Origin of the sequence: Parasphingomonas zepuensis, assembly GCF_036663735.1 — a bacterium.
Classification (GTDB): Bacteria; Pseudomonadota; Alphaproteobacteria; order Sphingomonadales; family Sphingomonadaceae; genus Sphingomonas.
Map to the genome: position 1 here is coordinate 64,696 of NZ_JAXOJO010000001.1, position 16,509 is coordinate 81,204.

Below are 16,509 nucleotides of genomic sequence, written 5' to 3' on the forward strand. Positions count from 1 at the left end.
TTCTCATTCGTGGCGGAGCGCGTCGATCGGGTTGAGCGATGCCGCCCGGCGCGCCGGGAAATAGCCGAATACCACGCCGATCACCGCCGAGATGCCGAAGGCGACGACGTTGATCTGCGGCACGAAGATCCAGCTGACCTGCATCAGCGGCGCCAGCGCGAGGATCGCGACCTGTGCGACGATCAGGCCGATCAGCCCGCCGAGGCAGGACAAGGCGACCGCTTCCACCAGGAACTGCAGCAGCACCTCGCGCGCGACCGCGCCGATGGCGAGGCGGATGCCGATCTCGCGCGTCCGCTCCGTCACCGAGACGAGCATGATGTTCATGATCCCGATGCCGCCGACCAGCAGCGAGATCGCTGCCACCGCGGTGACGATGCTGGTCAGCAGGGTGGTCGTACCGGTCAGCGTGTCGGAAATCTGCTTGGTATCGAAGATGTTGAAATCGTCGGTCTTGCTGCCGGAGATGTTGCGGCGCTCGCGCAGCAGATCCTCGATCCCGGCCTGGACGGTCGCGGTCGAATAGGCCTCGTTGACGCCGACCAGGATCAGCCGCACGTCGCGGCTGCCAGTGAAGCGGCGCTGCACTGCCTTGATCGGCATGATCACGATATCGTCCTGATCGCCGCCGAAGCCGGCCTGGCCGCGCGTCGAGAGCACGCCGATCACGTCGCAGGAGATGCCGCCGATGCGCATCCGCGTGTCAACCGCACGGCCGCCGCGATAGAGATTCTGGCTGACCGTGCTGCCGATGATGCACACGGCCTTGCCGGCCTGTTCCTCGGCCGGCGTGAAGACGCGGCCGGCGGTGAGCGGCCATGGCTGGACGTCGAAATAACCGGTGGTGGTGCCGTTGATCGTGGTCGACCAGTTGGCACCCTCATAGATCGCGGTGGCGGTCGATTGCGCCTGGGGCGCGACCGCGGTGACGCCGGCGATCTGATCCTTGATCGCAGTGACGTCCTCCGGCTTGAAATCGGGCGGACGCGGTCCGCCGCCGCCACGGCCGAAGCCCTGGCCGGGCCGGACCTGCAGCACGTTGGTGCCGAGCGCGGAGATCTGTTTCTGCACGGCGGCGGTGGTCGCCTGGCCGAGCGTGACCATGGTGACGACCGCGCCGACGCCGATGATGATGCCGAGCGTCGTCAGGAACGAGCGCAGCTTGTGCCGCAGGATCGAGCGGATCGCGAGGAGGAAGGTCGTGCCGAGCATTACGACACCTTCTCCCCTTCATGGTGCTGGCGATCGATGCGTTCGACCAGCCCGTCCTTGAAATGGACGATGGTGCGCGCGAAGGCGGCCATGTCCGGTTCGTGGGTGACCATCAGCACGGTGATTCCGGCATCGCGGTTGAGGCCGCTGAGCAATTCCATGATTTCGACCGAACGCTCCGAATCGAGGTTGCCGGTGGGCTCGTCGGCGAGCAGCACATCGGGCGACGTGACGATCGCGCGGGCGATCGCAACGCGCTGCTGCTGGCCGCCCGAGAGCTCTGCGGGCGTGTGGTCCCACCATTTATCGAGCCCGACCTTTTCGAGCGCCGCCATGGCCGCGTCGTAGCGCTGCTTCTTGGGATCGCCGCGATACAGCAAAGGCAGCTCGACATTTTCCAGGGCGGTGGTGCGGGCGAGCAGGTTGAAGCCCTGGAAGACGAAGCCGAGATAGCGGCGGCGCAGCAGCGCGCGCTGATCGCGGCCGAGCGTCTCGACATGATGGCCGCGGAACAGGAAGGTGCCGGAGGTCGGCACGTCTAGGCAGCCCAGGATGTTCATCGTGGTCGACTTGCCCGAGCCGGACGCGCCCATCACCGCGACGAAATCGCCCTGCTCGATATCGAGGTCGACGCCCTTCAGTGCCTTGAACGCGGTCGCGCCCTCGCCGTAAACCTTGGTGACGCCGCGGAGCTGGATCAGCGGGCCCGCACCGTGCGGTGTGCGCTGTCCATTCGCGATCGTGGCGGTTGCATCACTGGCCACTGCGCTGGCCGCCCGCTGCACCGCCCGCACCCGAGCGCCGGCGCTGGCCGCCGCTCGCCGCACCATTGCCGGTAAGCTGGCCGGTGATCACGACATCGCCGGCCTTCAATCCGCCGCCGATCACTTCAGTCATGCTGCCATTGGTCACGCCGGTGGTGATCTCGACCGGGCGGGGCTCACCGTCGGCGCCCTTCACATAGACGGTCTGCTTCGCGCCCGTGCCGATGGTCGCGGTGCGCGCCGCGCCCCCACCCCCGCGGCGTCCGCCGCGCGGGACGAGCGCACCGGCGATTCCACCGCTGGCGGATGCGCTCGGCGTGGTCTCGGTCGGCTTGAAGCGCAGTGCCGCATTGGGGACGAGCAGAACATTGTTGCGCGCGTTGGTGACGATATCGGCGGTTGCCGTCATGCCGGGGCGCAATTGCTGATCGGCATTGGCGACGCTGAGCGTGGCGGCATAGGAGACGACCTGCGCCGTGGTAGTGGTCGTCGTGGTGCTCGACTGGGCGCTCAGGTTCGAACCGAGATCGACCCGGGTGATCGCCGCAGGGAAAGTCTTGCCGGGGAAGGCATCGACGGTGAACGTCGCATTCTGCCCCTGCTTGACCTCGCCGACATCGGCCTCGTCGATCGCGACCTCGAGCTTCATCGTCGACAGATCCTGCGCGATGACGAACAGGGTCGGCGTGTTGAACGACGCGGCGACGGTCTGGCCCGGCTCGATCTGGCGGGCGAGGACCACGCCGTTGACCGGTGAGCGGATCACGGTCCTGGTCAGCTGAGTCGTGTTCGAGGACAAGGCGGCGCGCGCCGAGACGGCGTTGGCCTGAGCCGCGCGCAGATTGGCAACCGCGCGGTCACGGTCGGCGATGGCCTGTTCCATCTCCGTCTTGGCGGGAACGCGGCCGCCCGACAGGCGGCTGACCTCCTGAAGGCGGGCCAGCTGGGCGTTGGAATAGGATACTGTCGCCTGGTTCTGGCCAACCGTCGCCACCGCGGCATCGAGCGCCGCCTTGCTCTGATTGACCGTATCCTGGAAACGCGACGGATCGACCAGGGCAAGCGGCTGCCCCGCAACGACGCGGTCGTTGACGTCGACGACCACCTTGGTGACCAGGCCGGACAGTTCCGAACCGACCTCGATCTGGTTGATCGGGGCGAGCTTGCCGGTCGCCGAGACGGTAACGGACAGCGATCCCCGCGCGACCTGCTCAGTGGCGTATTCGCCCTTGGCCGGGCCGGCGAACCAGCTCCGCGCGAGCAGGAGGAGCAGGATCACGCCGATGCCGACGAGCACCCATTTGACATAACGCTGCCACGCGGGGGCGGGCTTAACCCCGAGAAAGTCGTCGATATTGCTGCTGGTCGGATCGGCCATGATCATTCCTGGGGAATCTGGGCCGCTGGGGCCGCGGGTATGGTGGTGCTGTCCCAGCCGCCGCCAAGGGCGAGATAGAGCTGGACGAGTGCCTGGGCCTGATCGGCCCGGGCGTTGGAAAGACCGTTCCGTGCGGACAGCAGGGAAGTCTCGTTGTTGTTGAGCGTCGTGATGTCGGTCAGGCCCGCGCGATACTGGCTGCGCGACAGGATCGCGCTGTTGTTCGCGGCGTCGAACGCGATGGCGAACTGCGCCTGGCGGTCCTTGGCCGCCTGAAGCGCGGTGAGCGCGTTCTCGACATCCTCGAGCGCGGTCAGCACGGTCTGCTTATAGGCGGCAAACGCTCCCTCGGCCGCCGCCTCCTGCGAGCGTACCTGTGAGCGCGTACGCCCGCCATCGAAGATCAGCTGGCTGAGGCCGGCGAACAGGCCGCCGGTGATGATGCTGGTGAGGTTGCCGATCGACGCGGCCGCCGTGCCGATATTCCCGGTGATGCCGAGCGCCGGATAAAGCTGCGCTTCGGCCACGCCGATCTGCGCGGTGGCGGCGGCGAGCCGGCGTTCGGCCGCGCGCACGTCGGGGCGCTGGCGCAGCGCGTCGGCGGGAATGCCGACCGCGAGCGTTGCGGGGCCCGTCGGGATCGGCGCGGTCGCCGCCAGCTCGGCCTTGAGCGCGCCGGGCGCCTGCCCGGTCAGCACGCCGAGCCGGTTGACCGCCGACTGGTAGCTTTGCTCGAGCGAGGGGATGGTCGCCGCCGTCTGCGCGCGCTGGGCACGCGACTGCTCGACATCGAGCGAGGAGACCAGCCCGGCCTGCACGCGGAAGCCGCTGATCTCGAGATTGTCGTCCTGGATGACCAGCGAGTTGCGCGCGATGGCGAGGTTCGCCTGGGCCTGGCGCGCGAGGATGTAGTTGCGCGCCGCCTCGGCCGCGATCGAGGTCTGCACCGTGGCGAGATCATAGCCGCTCGCCTGATAGCTGCCGCGCGAGGCCTCGATGCCGCGGCCGATGCCGCCGAACAGATCGGCCTGGTAGGAGACGTCCGCGCCGACCGAGAAATTGTCGCGGTCCCCGACAGTGTCGAACAGGCTGCGGTTATAGCCGCCCGAGCCCGATACGCTCGGCAAACGTTGCGCGCGCGACTGGACCAGCGATTCGCGCGCCTGACGCAGCCGTGCCACGGCCTGGGCGATATCCAGGTTCCCGCTGCGCGCCCGATCGACGATCGAGATCAGCAGCGGATCATTGAAGCTGGTCCACCATGTGGAAATATCGGCCGGCGCGCCCGCCGGTGCCGGCGTCGAATAGCCGCCCGGCACGCCAAGCTTGCCGGGCGCGGGCGGCGCATAATCCGGCCCCACCATGCAGGCCTGAAGCGGCAGGGCGACGGTGAGCAGCAAAAAGATGCGGTTGCGAAACATACGGCTCAAATGGCTAGCGAGCCGGTTTGGGTCCACCGAAATATTGTCGCAATTTGTCGCTTAGGCTGGTCACGCCTGCAAAATTCATGCTTATCGACCATGTGCTATTGCGCGTTGGTTCGACGATTTTGCGAGGCCGGCAAAAGGATATTGCATGTGGGCGGGCGATTATGATCATTGCGGTATTGGCGATGTTTGCTCTGTTGCAGAAACAACCCGCGACAAGTGAGGTACCGACCGCGAATATCTCGATTCCGTCAGCTGCCGAGGCCGGGCGGATGATCCCCGCCGGCACACCGGTCCAAATCGAGATTACCGAGGAAGTGAAATCCCGAACGGCGAAGATAGGGGATCATTTCGCCATCCGATTGGCGGCCCCTATCGTGGTCGACGGAACGACGATCGTGCCGGTGGGAACACTCGGCACTGGAGAAGTCATCCATGCCTCGCATGTGCGCTTCATGACGAACAGGCCGGGCGAGTTGATCGTCGCAGCGCGGTATCTTGACCTGGGCAACGCGCACCTACCCTTGCGCGGCTTTCGTATCGACCGATCCGGCGCCTCCGGCACCGTGTTCAGCACGGTGGGCCCCATTGCGATAGCGCACAACGTGGATATTCCCGCCGGTGCCATCGCGGTTGCGAAGGTCGCTACCGATTTCATCGTACCGGCACATGCCGCCGGACAACTGGAGACCCGCAAATGAACCTTGGCATGCTCGCGATCCCGATGCTGATCCTGGGCGTCCCCGCTGCGGCGCAAATGGCGGCCGGCGATGGCGCCTCACAGCAGGCGCCCCGGATCGCCGGAATGTTCGATCCGGCACCAGCGGACAAAGGCCAGATCATCTTCTGGCGGCCCGGCGGCTTAGGCCCCGGTTGCACGGTGCGCGAGGGCCAGGCTTCAAGCGAGATCCGGCTCTCCAAGCTTACGAGCAATCGCTATTTCGTCCATCTGGCGGAACCGGGTATCCATCACTATTGGGCGAAAAACCTGGCGAAGGACGACATCAATCTTGAGATCGAACCCGGTGAAACCTATTTTGTGAAGTGCGAGATCGCGATCGGAATGATGGCGAGCACCCCCAATCTATCGCCTTCCAACGCCAGCGAGTTTGAGAGCTACAAAGACAAGGGCAAGCTCAGGCCAATGGACATCCCTGCACCTTAAGCTCCGCTATTCCATCTCCAGAATTACGGCGTCCACTGCGAGGCTGTCACCGGGCGCGGCGTTGATCGTCTTTACGCGCCCGGTCTTTTCGGCGCGCAGGATATTCTCCATCTTCATTGCCTCGACTACCGCGAGCGGCTGGCCGGCCTCGACCTTGTCACCGGCCGCGACGTCGAGGCGCATCAGCAGGCCCGGCATCGGCGCGAGCAGGAATTTCGAGAGATCGGGCGGGATCTTCTCGATCAGATGCCGCGCAAAGGGCGCGACATGCGCCGGCAGGACGCGCGCGCGGTGCGCGGCGCCGCGGGTGGTCAGGCGGAAGCCGGCGGATACGCGGGCGATCTTCACGATCAGCAGTTCATCGCCGATCTCGGCCTCGATCACGCGGTCGCCCGGCGTATATTCCAGCGCGATCTCCAGCTCCTCGCCGTCGACGGTGATGCCATCGGTCGAGATCGCCACCACATGATCGGCAACATCGATCCGCACCACCCAGTCCGACGGCGGCTGCAGGCGCCTGCCGAGCTGGCCGTCGACGCGGCGCGCTCGATCCGCCTCGGCGGTCGCGGCAAAGGCGGCGATGGCGGCGAGGTTGCGGATAAGTTCGGGCGACGCCGGGGCGCCGTGGAAACCATCGGGATATTCCTCGGCGATGAAGCCAGTGGTCAGCGCGCCTTCGCGGAAGCGCGGGTGCTGCATCAGCGCCGAGACGAAATCGAGATTGTTGCCCGGCCCCTCGATCTCGAACGCGTCGAGCGCAGCAATCTGCGTGTCGATCGCCTCTTCGCGCGTGGGCGCCCAGGTGATCAGCTTTGCGATCATCGGATCGTAGAACATCGAGACTTCGCCGCCCTCGCGCACGCCGTCATCGACGCGGACATAGGCTTCGACCCCCTCACCGTTCGTTTCGAGCGAAGTCGAGAAACCTGCTCCTGCCGCCTGCTTCTCGACGTCGCTCGAAGCGAACGGAAGATAGGGTGTCTCGGTACTTGCAGGAGGGTTATACCGCACCAGCCGCCCGATCGACGGCAGGAAGCCGCGGTAGGGATCCTCGGCATAGACGCGGTTCTCGATCGCCCAGCCAGTGAGCGTTACGTCGTCCTGCGTGAAACCGAGTGGCTCGCCCGCCGCGACGCGGATCATCAGCTCGACCAGATCGAGCCCGGTGATACATTCAGTGACGGGATGCTCGACCTGGAGCCGGGTGTTCATCTCGAGGAAGTAGAAACCCTTGCCCGAGGTGTCGGCACCCGAGACGATCAGCTCGACCGTGCCCGCGCTGAAGTAGCCGACCGCGGCCGCCAGCGCGACGGCCTGCTCGCCCATCGCCTTGCGCATCTCCGGCGTGACGAAGGGCGACGGCGACTCCTCGACGACTTTCTGGTGGCGGCGCTGGATCGAGCATTCGCGCTCGCCGAGATAGACGATGTTGCCGTGCTGATCGCCCATCACCTGGATTTCGATATGGCGCGGGCTCTCGATGAACTTCTCGATGAAGACGCGGTCGTCGCCGAAGCTGGCGAGCCCCTCGCGCTTGGTCGCCTCGAAGCCTTCGCGCACGTCCTGCTCGCCATAGGCAAGCCGCATGCCCTTGCCGCCGCCGCCGGCCGAAGCCTTCATCATCACGGGATAGCCGATGTCCGATGCGATGCGCACGGCATGCTCGGTATCGTCGATCTCGCCGAGGAAGCCGGGCACGACATTGACGCCCGCCGCCTTGGCCAGCTTCTTGGATTCGATCTTGTCGCCCATCGCCGCGATGGCGTTTGGCGGCGGGCCGACGAACGCGATGCCGGCCTCGGCGCAGGCCCGCGCGAAACTTTCGCGCTCGGAGAGGAAGCCATAGCCCGGATGGATGCAGTCGGCGCCGGTTTCCTTCGCGGCGAGCAGGATCAGCTCGGCCTTGAGATAGCTCTCATTGGCGGGTGCCGGCCCGAGGCGGACGGCCTCGTCAGCCATCAGCACATGCGGCGCGCGGGCATCGGCGTCCGAATAGACCGCGACGGTGGCGATCCCCATCTTCTTGGCGGTGCGCATGACGCGGCAGGCGATCTCGCCGCGATTGGCGACCAGGATTTTCTTGAACACTTCTTACTCCCCTCCCGCGTGCGGGAGGGGCTGGGGGTGGGCGCCCGGCCTCTCGCAAACGGTACAGTTCGAGGTGAGCGCGAGCCCACCCCCTGCCCCCTCCCGCAAGCGGGAGGGGAATAGAATCATTTTAGGGTAGCCGCCCATCACCGCCGCCACATCAGCGACTTGAGCTGCGCCGTGCGCGCGGAGGTCAGCCGCGTCTTGCAGCCGGCGATCGTCATCGACTGCATCGATCCACCGGCGAACTCGCCGCCCTCGATCACGCATTCGGTATCGCGGAACTTGAGCCAGGCGCGCTGGCTTTCGAGCAGCGCCGCCGCGTAGCCGAAGCCGCCGCCGCGCGACCTGTCCTGCGCGTCGCGGCCTTTCATATAGGCAAGCGTCGCCCTCCAGACGCGCGTCATCTCGGCGTCGGCACGGGTGTAGGCCGAGCCCGCAGACTGAGTCATCTGGGCCTGGGTCTGCGGGGCTGCGATCAGCAGCGCGAGGGTCAGCAACATGTCTTTTCCTTCCGCATCGGTTCTTCGCCTTCCATCGGCACGAGGCCGAGCTTGGCGAACAACGCCGCGTCGGCGCCACCGCCGGCATTGCCGGTGGTCAGCAGCTTTTCGCCGGTGAAGATCGAATTGGCGCCAGCCATGAAGCACAATGCCTGAGTCGCCTCGCTCATGCTTTCGCGGCCGGCCGAGAGGCGGACCATCGACAGCGGCATGGTGATGCGGGCGACCGCGACCGTCCGCACGAATTCGATATCGTCGATCTTCGCCAGCGGGGTGTCGGCCAGCATGTCGCCCAGCACGGTGCCCCTGACCGGCACCAGCGCATTGATCGGCACGCTCTCCGGATGGCGCGGCAGAGTCGCCAGCGTGTGGACGAAGCCGACCCGGTCGGCGCGCGTCTCGCCCATGCCGACGATGCCGCCCGAACAGACATTGATGCCGGCGCCGCGCACATGTTCCAGCGTATCGAGCCGGTCCTGGAAGGTCCGCGTCGTGATGACCTCGCCATAATGTTCGGGCGAGGTATCGATATTGTGGTTGTAATAATCGAGCCCCGCGCGGGCGAGCTGGTGCGCCTGATGCGGCTCGAGCATGCCGAGCGTCATGCAGGTTTCAAGGCCCATCGCCTTCACGCCCTCGACCATCGCGATCACGGCGCCCATGTCGCGGTCCTTGGGGTTGCGCCAGGCGGCGCCCATGCAGAATCGCTGCGAGCCGGAAGCCTTGGCCTCGGCCGCGGCCGCCAGCACGGCCTGCACCTCCATCAGCTTTTCCGCCTTGAGCCCGGAATCGGCCGAAGCCGACTGGGAGCAATAGCCGCAATCCTCCGGGCAGCCGCCGGTCTTGATCGACAGCAAGGTGCAGAGCTGCACTTCGCCCGCCGCGTGGTGCGCGCGGTGGACCTCGGCTGCGCGGAAGACGAGGTCGGTGAAGGGGAGATCGAAAAGGGCTGCGATTTCCTGGCGGGTCCAGTCGTTCCTCAAAAGCCCCTCCCCTTCAGGAGCATCGCCGTAGCCCTGTCCCCCGGACAGGGCCAAGGACGGCGATGCTGGGTTGGGGTGGGGCAGTGCCTCATACGCCGCTGTCTCGGTGAGACGGATAGGCCCCACCCCAAACCCAGTGGCTTCCGGCGATCGGGTCGGGATTGCCCCCGGCAATCCCTCAATCATGCCGGGGGCATGATTGACCCGATCGCCGGAAACCACTCCTGAAGGGGAGGGGCTTAGTTGGCTCAAGGTCATACCTTCACTCATTCAGCAGCTTCCTCGATCGGGGGCAGATTATGCCCCAGCAATTTCAACACATCGCCGGCGGCATTCACCAGATTGGTGCCGGGGCCGAAAATCCCCTGGACGCCGGCGTCGCGCAGATACTGATAATCCTGCGCCGGGATAACCCCGCCCGCGATGACCTTGATGTCGCCCCGGCCCGCCTCGCGAAGGTGGCCGATCAGCTCGGGGATCAGCGTCTTGTGTCCCGCAGCGAGCGACGAGGCGCCGACCACGTCGACGTCCGACGCGATGGCGAGATCGGCGGCTTCCTTCGGCGTCTGGAACAACGGCCCCGGCACCACATCGAAGCCGAGATCGCCGAACGCGGAAGAGACCAGGTTCGCGCCGCGATCATGCCCGTCCTGCCCCATCTTGGCGACGAGCAGGCGCGGCTTGCGGCCCATGCGATGCGTCAGCGAACTGACCCCGTCGAGCAGGCCGAGCCAGCGCCGGTCGAACTCGTGCGCGCCGCCGTAAATGCCGGAGACGGGCGTGGGGTTGGTGCCGTAGCGCCCGAACACATCCTCCATCGCCTGGCTGATCTCGCCGAGGGTGGCGCGCTGGCGGGCGCATTCCACGGCGAGACCGAGCACGTTCTCGTTGCCGGCGGCGCCATCGCGCAAGGCATCGAGCGCGGCGCGACACTTCGTCTCGTCGCGGCCCGCCTTGGACTTTTTGATCCGCGCGATCTGCGATTCCCGGACGGCAACGTTATCGACGTCGAGGATGTCGATCCAATCCTCTTCGGCCAGCTTGTACTTGTTGACGCCGACGATCACGTCCTCGCCCATGTCGACGCGCGCGGCGCGCCCGGCCGAGGCTTCCTCGATCATTGCCTTGGGCCAGCCCGCCGCAACGGCCCTGGCCATGCCGCCTTCGGCCTCTACCCGCTCGATGATCTCCCAGGCCTTGTCGTACAGTTCCTGAGTCAGGCTCTCGATATAATAGCTGCCGCCGAGCGGATCGACGACATTGGTCATGCCCGTCTCTTCCTGGATCACGATCTGCGTGTTGCGCGCGATCCGGGCGGAGAAATCGGTGGGCAGCGCGATTGCTTCGTCGAGTGCGTTGGTGTGCAGGCTCTGCGTCCCGCCCAGCATCGCGGCCATCGCTTCGATCGTGGTGCGGATGACGTTGTTGTACGGGTCCTGCTCGGTGAGCGACACGCCCGATGTCTGGCAATGGGTGCGCAGCATCTTGGAGCGCTCGTCCTTCGCGCCGAGATCGGTCATCACCCGGTGCCACAGCTTCCGCGCCGCGCGCAGCTTCGCGACCTCCATGAAGAAGTTCATGCCTATCGCGAAGAAGAAGCTCAGCCGCCCGGCAAAGGCATCGAGATCGAGCCCCGAGGCCATCGCCGCTTTCGCATATTCGCGCCCGTCGGCGATGGTGAAGGCAAGCTCCTGAAGCTGCGTCGCCCCGGCTTCCTGCATGTGATAGCCGGAGATCGAGATCGAGTTGAACTTCGGCATGTGGCGCGAGGTGTAGCCGATGATGTCCGAGATGATCCGCATGCTGGGCTCGGGCGGATAGATATAGGTGTTCCGGACCATGAACTCCTTCAGGATGTCGTTCTGGATCGTGCCGTCCAGCTGCTCCTGAGGGACGCCCTGCTCCTCGCCCGCGACGATGAAGAAGGCGAGGATCGGGATGACCGCGCCGTTCATCGTCATGGACACCGACATCTTGTCGAGCGGGATGCCGTCGAACAGGATCTTCATGTCGTCGATCGTGTCGATCGCGACCCCCGCCTTGCCGACATCGCCCGTCACGCGCGGATGATCGCTGTCGTATCCCCGGTGCGTGGCGAGATCGAACGCGACCGACAGCCCCTTCTGCCCCGCGGCAAGGTTGCGGCGGTAAAAGGCGTTGGACGCCTCGGCGGTCGAGAAGCCGGCATATTGCCGGATCGTCCAGGGCCGCCCGGCATACATCGAGGCCCGCACGCCGCGCGTGAAGGGCGCGAAGCCGGGCAGGCCCGGGTCGATATCGGCCGTGTCCTCGGCGGTGTAGAGCGGCTTGACCGCGATGCCCTCGGGCGTCTGCCAGGTCAGGTCCTTGCCCTTCACCTCCTTCGCGGCGGCGGCGCTCCAGGCGTCCAGGGTTGGATTATCGGTCATCGTAATTTGTCCAACTGATCATGCTGGCGAAGGATGCTGACGAGCGCCTCCGCGTTGCCCTTCGCATCGTTCAGCGGATCGTGATCGTGCGCCGTCTCGCGCAACTTCTTCCACCCCTGAGTATTGCCGAAGTTCCGGGTAAGGCCGGCATAGAGATCGCCGATGCGCCGCGCCGAAAATCCGAACGGATTCGCGATGCCGGCAGCTGCGAAGCCGTGATTGATCCATTGCCAGTCGAACGCCGGATTATCCGACCAGAACACGACCCGGTCAGCGCCGAGCGACGTCAGCCAGGCGTCGAACGATCGCATCGCGTCGGCCAGGGTCTGCGTCGCCTCGGCAAGATGGCGGTCGTGTGTCATACCAATCGAAGCATAGGCAGCCTCGACATGCGTGTCCGAATAAGGGTGAATCGTCTCCGACCGCCAGCCACGCGCCAGATCCGGCTCAGCGACGAACGCGCCGAAGCAGATCATGCTGCCATGGCAGGGGCATGGCACGGAAGACTCGCAATCGACGACCACATGCGCCTTCATGACGGTGCCCTCCGCAGGACCCGGAGGCGGGATTTGCAGCGCATCACGCAAGCTCTTCCATTGCCGTCCAGCCGAACAGCGATTCCGAAAGATCGGTCGTGAACGCATGGACATTGCCGCCACCGGCATTGCCACCCTCGGCGGCCTGATCGTGGCGGCGATCGATCGCGTCGCGCGCAATCGCACATTTCAGCAGGGTGCCGACGCCGCCATGGCCGACGAACAGGGTCGTCTCCGGCCGATCCGCCAGCGCCCTGCGCACCGCGTCCAGGATCCGCTGCTGCGCATCAATTGCACGTTCCCAGCCGCGGATGGAATCGTCCGGCTCAGCGAAGAACCGATCGGCAGTCGCCTCGAATTCCGCAGGCGGCAGGAAGCCGGTCGCCGAGCGGTCATTCTCGTGCATGCCCGCCGCGACCTCGACCGGCCGGTCGATCATCGCGGCGATGATCTCGCTCGTCTGCACTGCCTTGCGCTCATCGCTCGACACGATCCGCTCGATGCCGGCGAGCCATTGCCTGCCCTGAAGCGCGCGCAACCGATCGCGCCCCGGCCCGGACAAGCCCCAATCGGGCACCGGCACATCCGGATCGACCCTGACCTGCGGGTGGGAGAGATAATAGGCGATCGCCATCGGCCTGTGCCTACGCCCCCCGGAACGCCGGCTTGCGCTTCTGCAGGAAGGCGATGCCGCCCTCCATCGAATCCGCCGAACCGCGCGCGGCACGCTGGTTCTCGGCTTCGCGCACCATCGCGGTCGCGTAATCGACCTCGAGCGCATGAGCGAGGCCGCGACGCATCAGGCCGAGCGCCACCGTCGGCCCAGCCGCCAGCCGTTCGGCCAGCGCGAAGGCCTCGCTGTCGAGCGCATCGTCCGCCACCAGCTTGTGGATCATGCCCCAGTCATAGGCCCTGGCCGCCAGCACCCGCTCGCCGAGCATCATCATCTCGGTCGCGCGTGCCTTGCCGATCAGGCGCGGCAGCATCCAGCTCGCGCCGCCATCGGGGACGAGGCCGATATTGACGAAGGCCTGGAGGAAATAGGCCGTCTCGCCCGCCACGCAGAAATCGGCGGCGAGCGCGAGGCTGCAGCCGATGCCGGCGGCCGGCCCGCGCACTGCGCTGACCACCGGCACGCCGAGATCGGCGACCGCCGCGATGGTGCGGTTATAATGATTGGTCAGCGCCTGATAGGTCGCCTCGCCCGGATTGTCCGAGCCGAGCGCACCGCCCGCGACATCCGCGCCGGAGCAGAAGGCGCGACCGGCACCGGCAAAGAGCACCGCGCGCGCACCGTCGAGACTGGAAAGCGCGTCGGTCAGCTCGTCGAACATCGCCGGCGGGGCAGCGTTCAGCCGGTCCGGACGGTTGAGCGTGAGGACGAGGACGTCGCCACGCCGTTCGCTCAGGATATGCTCATAGGCCATTAGTGGCTCCCGTCCTTCGGCGTTTCCATGATCTCGGTCAGCACCCCGCCCATGTCCTTCGGGTGGACGAAGAAGATCGGCGTGCCATGCGCGCCGATGCGCGGCTCGCCCAGGATGCGGGCGCCCTTGCCCTCGAACCAGGCCTTGGCTTCGTGGATGTCGGGCACCTCGTAGCAAAGGTGATGCTGCCCGCCCGCCGGGTTCTTCGCGAGGAAACCGTTGATCGGCGAGCTTTCGTCATAGGGCTCGATCAGCTCGATCTGCGTGTTGGGCGTATCGACGAAACACACCTTGACGCCCTGCGCCGGCAGATCGAACGGGGTGTGGATCTTCGTCGCGCCCATCACCTCGCGATAGAAGACGATCGACTGCTCGATCGACGGCGTCGCGACGCCGACATGGTTGAGGCGGCCCAGGATCATTGCGGCGCAGGCGCAGGCGCGGGCGCGCGTGCGGGCACCTGGCCCAGAACATAGCCGCATGCTTCAAGCACCTGCTTGATCGGCGCTGCGCTCGGCGGGCCGGACAGAGTCGCCAGTATCGGTTGATCCTGCGGATCGATGATACGAATCTTGATCTGCTTCGCCCGGGCTATCGCGGCGGAGAGCGTGGTGACGATCGCCTCGTCACGGACAAGGGTCGCACGGCCCGGAAACTCCCAGTTCGCCCCCAAGGCCGGCTCACCGTCGATCTGGATCGACACTGGCCGATCCGTCGCGGCGGCGAAGGGCTGGGTCGGCAGGAACTGGATGGATACGATACCCTCGCCGGCATGGTCGCAGCGAACGGTCAGACGACCATTGCCTTCGTTCGAACTCGCCGAGACCGAGCCTGACTTCAGACCGGTGGTGGGATCGGCCCTCAGACGCGGTGTCCAGGGCGCCACCGGAGCAGCGGGAGTCGGGGCGGGGGCGGCAGCCTGAAGCGCCAATGTGAGGAAGAGGATCATTCGTCACCTGTCATTGATCGGGAGTCGCAACCTGCGCCCAAGGCGATGGGCGGCGCAACCGGCCCGTCGTCAAAGCGGAATATTGTCGTGCTTCTTCCACGGATTTTCGAGGCTCTTGCCGCGCAGCTTGCGCAGGCCGAGCGCGATCCGCCGGCGCGTCGAATGCGGCTGGATCACCTCGTCGATGAACCCCTTCGATGCCGCCACGAACGGGTTGGCGAAGCGCGCCTCATATTCGGCGGTGCGTTCGGCGATCTCTTCCCGGCTCTTGCCGCGGAAGATGATCTCGACCGCGCCCTTGGCGCCCATCACCGCGATCTCGGCGGTGGGCCAGGCATAGTTGAGATCGCCGCGCAGATGCTTCGACGCCATGACGTCATAGGCGCCGCCATAGGCTTTCCGCGTGATCACGGTGATCTTCGGCACGGTCGCCTCGCCATAGGCGAAGAGCAGCTTTGCGCCGTGCTTGATGATGCCGTTCAGTTCCTGCGCGGTGCCCGGCAGGAAGCCCGGCACATCGACGAAGGTGACGATCGGGATTTCGAACGCGTCGCAGAAGCGCACGAAGCGCGCGGCTTTCTTGGACGAGTTGATGTCGAGGCACCCGGCCAGCACCATTGGCTGGTTGGCGACGAAACCGACCGTGCGCCCCTCGATCCGGCCGAAGCCGATGATGATGTTGGCGGCATGAGTCGGCTGAATCTCGAAGAAATCGCCTTCGTCGACGGTCTTCCGGATCAGTTCGTGCATGTCGTAGGGCTGGTTGGCCGAGGCCGGGATCAGCAGGTCGAGGCTCTCCTCGATCCGGTCCCAGGCGTCCGAGGTGGGCCGTTCCGGCACCGCTTCGCGGTTCGAGGCTGGAAGGAAGTCCACGAAGTCGCGGGCCGCGCGCAACGCTTCGATGTCGTCATCGAACGCCACGTCGGCGACCCCCGACTTCGTGGTATGCGTCACCGCTCCGCCCAGTTCCTCCTGCGTGACGATCTCGTTTGTAACGGTCTTCACTACATCCGGGCCGGTGACGAACATGTAGGAGCTGTCCTTCACCATGAAGATGAAGTCGGTCATGGCCGGGGAATAGACGGCGCCCCCGGCGCATGGCCCCATGATGAGGGAAATCTGCGGGACGACGCCCGAGGCGAGCACGTTGCGCTGGAACACCTCGGCATAGCCGCCGAGCGAAGCGACGCCCTCCTGGATGCGCGCGCCGCCCGAATCGTTGATGCCGATCACCGGCGCACCGACCTTCATCGCCATATCCATGATCTTGCAGATCTTCTGCGCATGCCGCTCACTGAGCGAGCCGCCGAACACGGTGAAATCCTGGCTGAAGACGAAGACGAGCCGGCCGTTGATCGTGCCCGATCCGGTGACGACACCGTCACCGGGAATGGTCTGTTCGGCCATGCCGAAATCGACGCAATTATGCTCGACATACATGTCGAGCTCCTCGAACGATCCCTCGTCGAGCAGGACATGCAGCCGCTCGCGCGCGGTGAGCTTGCCCTTGGCGTGCTGCGCGGCGATGCGCTTCGCGCCGCCACCCATGCGGGCGGCTTCGCGCCGGCGTTCAAGCTCCTCGATCGTCGACGACATTCGGCACTCCGCGATGGGGTGGGCCTCTCTTTCAAGGTGCGGCCAGTTTTGCAAATGTGAATTTGCGAAGTTG

At 65.9% G+C, this 16,509-nt stretch carries 16 protein-coding genes; 2 read left to right on the plus strand and 14 right to left on the minus strand.

Annotated features, from left to right (window positions below):
* Positions 1-3: 3 nt before the first annotated feature.
* The 4 genes from U1769_RS00310 to U1769_RS00325 are packed head-to-tail and all read right to left on the minus strand — an operon-like array spanning position 4 to position 4,775.
* Complete coding sequence (locus tag U1769_RS00310) at positions 4-1,212, minus strand: ABC transporter permease (protein ID WP_332710683.1); 1,209 nt, start codon at positions 1,210-1,212, stop codon at positions 4-6.
* Entirely contained in the window at positions 1,212-2,042 is an 831-nt protein-coding gene (locus U1769_RS00315; RefSeq protein WP_332710685.1) for an ABC transporter ATP-binding protein, read from the minus strand. Before U1769_RS00315 ends, U1769_RS00310 begins: the two co-directional genes overlap by 1 nt.
* Complete coding sequence (locus tag U1769_RS00320; RefSeq protein WP_332710686.1) at positions 1,966-3,354, minus strand: efflux RND transporter periplasmic adaptor subunit; 1,389 nt, start codon at positions 3,352-3,354, stop codon at positions 1,966-1,968. The genes U1769_RS00315 and U1769_RS00320 overlap by 77 nt, the downstream gene beginning before the upstream one ends.
* Before the next feature lie 2 nt (positions 3,355-3,356).
* Positions 3,357-4,775, minus strand: coding sequence for an efflux transporter outer membrane subunit (locus U1769_RS00325; protein WP_332713560.1), 1,419 nt, complete (start codon positions 4,773-4,775; stop codon positions 3,357-3,359).
* Between the two features lie 53 nt (positions 4,776-4,828).
* Between U1769_RS00325 and U1769_RS00330 the strand changes: the two genes are divergently transcribed.
* Positions 4,829-5,482: a hypothetical protein gene (locus U1769_RS00330; RefSeq protein ID WP_332710688.1), complete on the plus strand. Its 654-nt coding sequence runs from the start codon at positions 4,829-4,831 to the stop codon at positions 5,480-5,482.
* The gene (locus tag U1769_RS00335; RefSeq protein ID WP_332710690.1) at positions 5,479-5,946 is read left to right on the plus strand and encodes a hypothetical protein; all 468 of its coding nucleotides are present in this window, start codon (positions 5,479-5,481) and stop codon (positions 5,944-5,946) included. Before U1769_RS00330 ends, U1769_RS00335 begins: the two co-directional genes overlap by 4 nt.
* Before the next feature lie 6 nt (positions 5,947-5,952).
* Here the strand turns inward: U1769_RS00335 and U1769_RS00340 are convergent, their stop codons facing one another.
* The 10 genes from U1769_RS00340 to U1769_RS00385 all read right to left on the minus strand — a co-directional run bounded on the left by U1769_RS00340 (position 5,953) and on the right by U1769_RS00385 (position 16,436).
* Complete coding sequence (locus U1769_RS00340; RefSeq protein WP_443030195.1) at positions 5,953-7,983, minus strand: ATP-binding protein; 2,031 nt, start codon at positions 7,981-7,983, stop codon at positions 5,953-5,955.
* Between the two features lie 197 nt (positions 7,984-8,180).
* Positions 8,181-8,537 carry a lysozyme inhibitor LprI family protein gene (locus U1769_RS00345; protein WP_332710694.1) on the minus strand — a complete coding sequence of 119 codons (357 nt, stop codon included), beginning with the start codon at positions 8,535-8,537 and terminating at the stop codon, positions 8,181-8,183.
* The gene (gene bioB / locus U1769_RS00350; RefSeq protein WP_332710696.1) at positions 8,528-9,520 is read right to left on the minus strand and encodes a biotin synthase BioB; all 993 of its coding nucleotides are present in this window, start codon (positions 9,518-9,520) and stop codon (positions 8,528-8,530) included. The genes U1769_RS00345 and bioB overlap by 10 nt, the downstream gene beginning before the upstream one ends.
* A 266-nt stretch (positions 9,521-9,786) precedes the next feature.
* Positions 9,787-11,928 carry a methylmalonyl-CoA mutase gene (scpA, locus tag U1769_RS00355; RefSeq protein WP_332710698.1) on the minus strand — a complete coding sequence of 714 codons (2,142 nt, stop codon included), beginning with the start codon at positions 11,926-11,928 and terminating at the stop codon, positions 9,787-9,789.
* Positions 11,925-12,464, minus strand: a complete 540-nt coding sequence (locus U1769_RS00360) for a 3'-5' exoribonuclease domain-containing protein (RefSeq protein WP_332710699.1) — start codon at positions 12,462-12,464, stop codon at positions 11,925-11,927. The genes scpA and U1769_RS00360 overlap by 4 nt, the downstream gene beginning before the upstream one ends.
* Before the next feature lie 43 nt (positions 12,465-12,507).
* Positions 12,508-13,098, minus strand: coding sequence for a histidine phosphatase family protein (locus U1769_RS00365; RefSeq protein WP_332710701.1), 591 nt, complete (start codon positions 13,096-13,098; stop codon positions 12,508-12,510).
* A gap of 10 nt (positions 13,099-13,108) precedes the next feature.
* Positions 13,109-13,891 (minus strand): enoyl-CoA hydratase-related protein, encoded by a 783-nt coding sequence (locus U1769_RS00370; protein ID WP_332710702.1) that lies wholly within the window; start codon positions 13,889-13,891, stop codon positions 13,109-13,111.
* A complete protein-coding gene (gene mce, locus U1769_RS00375; RefSeq protein WP_332710703.1) occupies positions 13,891-14,313 on the minus strand; it encodes a methylmalonyl-CoA epimerase in 423 nt (140 codons plus the stop codon). Before mce ends, U1769_RS00370 begins: the two co-directional genes overlap by 1 nt.
* On the minus strand, positions 14,310-14,840 hold the full coding sequence (locus U1769_RS00380) for a hypothetical protein (RefSeq protein WP_332710705.1): 531 nt from the start codon (positions 14,838-14,840) through the stop codon (positions 14,310-14,312). Before U1769_RS00380 ends, mce begins: the two co-directional genes overlap by 4 nt.
* A gap of 69 nt (positions 14,841-14,909) precedes the next feature.
* Entirely contained in the window at positions 14,910-16,436 is a 1,527-nt protein-coding gene (locus tag U1769_RS00385) for an acyl-CoA carboxylase subunit beta (RefSeq protein ID WP_332710706.1), read from the minus strand.
* Between the last annotated feature and the right edge of the window lie 73 nt (positions 16,437-16,509).